1 protein-coding gene and 3 pseudogenes are annotated in these 1,956 nt (G+C 64.8%); 2 read left to right on the forward strand and 2 right to left on the reverse strand.

Annotated features, from left to right (window positions below; genetic code table 11):
* Window positions 1–75 precede the first annotated feature (75 nt).
* Both MXD62_RS27340 and MXD62_RS27345 read left to right on the forward strand, forming a co-directional pair.
* Window positions 76–204, forward strand: a pseudogene (locus MXD62_RS27340) (IS6 family transposase); the annotation flags it as partial.
* A 103-nt stretch (window positions 205–307) separates the two neighbouring features.
* The gene (locus tag MXD62_RS27345; RefSeq protein ID WP_248832275.1) at window positions 308–832 is read left to right on the forward strand and encodes a 2'-5' RNA ligase family protein; all 525 of its coding nucleotides are present in this window, start codon (window positions 308–310) and stop codon (window positions 830–832) included.
* A gap of 135 nt (window positions 833–967) precedes the next feature.
* On the opposite strand, the pseudogene MXD62_RS27350 reads toward MXD62_RS27345, so the two are convergent.
* A pseudogene (locus tag MXD62_RS27350) lies at window positions 968–1,210 on the reverse strand (integrase core domain-containing protein); the annotation flags it as partial.
* 266 nt (window positions 1,211–1,476) lie between these two features.
* Window positions 1,477–1,881: pseudogene (locus MXD62_RS39885) on the reverse strand (integrase core domain-containing protein); the annotation flags it as partial.
* Window positions 1,882–1,956: the final 75 nt, after the last annotated feature.

Raw genomic sequence — 1,956 nt, forward strand, 5'->3', positions numbered from 1 at the left:
GCGGGGTAAGGGGAAGGACGTGCCATGACTCGATCCTCTCAGAGAATCAAGCCTCCATCCGACCCGGGGCGGTTCACCGTCCAGACGATCAGCGCCGGGCATGCACTGATCCAAAACATCCGCTGCGGCCACTGCGAGCTCGCCGTCGACACCAACCCGCAGCTGCGGCTTCTCGCCGGGTTCACCGAACTCGCCCGCGCGGTCCGACCGCGGTCGCCGGAGCTCTTGGCGTGCGCCGGATCCCCCCGAACGCGTCAGCGCCAGCGGTCTCGACTGCGTAACGGATGTGATCGGCTACCGTTAGATCGTGGCTCTCGGGATTTGCCTGCTCTTCGATCCTCGTGCCGACCGTGCGCTGCGAGACCTGTGGGATCGGCTCGAGGAGCGAGGCGTGCCGACGCTCCGCTCGCACACTCACCGTCTCCACCGTCCTCACCTGTCCTACGTGGTCCTGCTGCGGTGGGATCTCGGCAGCGTCCAGGCGGCAATCGAGGCCCTCCCCGACCGGGGACCCATGGAGATCACCTTTGACGCGCTCGGCGCCTTCCGCCGCGGCCGCATCTCGCTCATTCCGGCGGGCAAGGAGGGACTTGTCGGCCGGCAGCAGGAGGCCGTCCGGGCCGTCCGAGCCACCGGGGCGTTCATCCACCAGCACTACGAGATCGACAGGTGGCTACCGCATTGCGCCCTCGTTCCGCGGGCCCGCCTCGCGCAGCTTCCGGTTGCCGCCGCCACCGTCTACGACGTCCTCCCGCTCGCCGCCCGGATCACCCAAGCCGCGCTCATCGACAGCACCACCGGCCAGGTCTGGCCGCTCGCTTCGATCCCCTGAGGTTTCCCCGAGGATTGCGCGACGCCGTAGCCGCCCGCCGTTGTCGCGCGGCCTTTCTACGGCCGACCCGGATTTGTTGCGTTGAGAGGTGGTTGAAGCTGCCCCAGTTTCGTTCACAGGTAGGGATTTGAACGGTTATGCGGCTTGATGGTACCCGTAGTAGCGGGTTTCGTGCTCGTGGGGGCTGAGGTATCCATTGGTGGAGTGGCGGCGTTGCCGGTTGTAGAAGCCCTCGATGAAATCGAATAGCGCCGCGCGGGCCTGGTCGTGAGTGGTGAAGCTGGTGCGGTCGAGGAGTTCGCATTCAAGAGTGGCGAAGAACGACTCGGTGACCGCGTTATCGTAGCAATCACCAGCGGATCCGACGGACCGGCGAACATCATGTTGAGCGCAGAGCCGGGAAAACTCACGAGAAACGTATTGGGTGCATTCAATTGGTCGTCGCAACGCCTTGATGTGGAGGTGTGGCAGTGGGGTGACCGCCGGATTGGACGGAGACGGTGACGGGACGGGCGGGGATGCACTCGCCGGGGCGGCCGCCGGTGGCGGGGTGGGAGCATCCCCAGCGTGTGGGGCTCCAGAACCCCGATTCGGCCTGTGAGCTGGTATTTTGCGGTTGACAGGATCTTCCGTGTAAGTGGTAAGGCGGCGTTGCGATATTCGTTGATCATGCCGCCGAGGATGCGTGTGCGACGGATGGTGGAGTCCGGGGTCGGGGTGACCACGGGTGGTGAGTTGGGTGGGTGCTGGCCGAGGGAGCGGTGAGGCCGGTGGGTGTTGACATGCTTCGCGTAGCTGTCGAGGACCGATGTCAGGTGCCGTTCGGAGACGATCAGCAGCCTGTCGGTGCATTCCCGGCGGGCGCTGCCGACCCAGCGTTCCGCGATCGCGTTCGCCTGCGGCGACTGTGGCGGTGTGCGCACCACGTTGATACCGGCTCCTGCAAAGACAGCATCGAAGGAAATCGTAAATTTCGTATCGCGGTCACGGATGAGGAATCGGAACCGGTGGCCACGTTCCTCGAGGTCTATCAGCAGGTTCCGTGCACGTGTGTGAACACGAACGTGAAGGAGGAGCTCCGATTTAGACGGAGACTGTTCTGGAGCGGTGCTGTCCAGGAGATG

It is taken from the genome of Frankia sp. Mgl5 (assembly GCF_023242985.1).
GTDB lineage: Bacteria > Actinomycetota > Actinomycetes > Frankiales > Frankiaceae > Parafrankia > Parafrankia soli.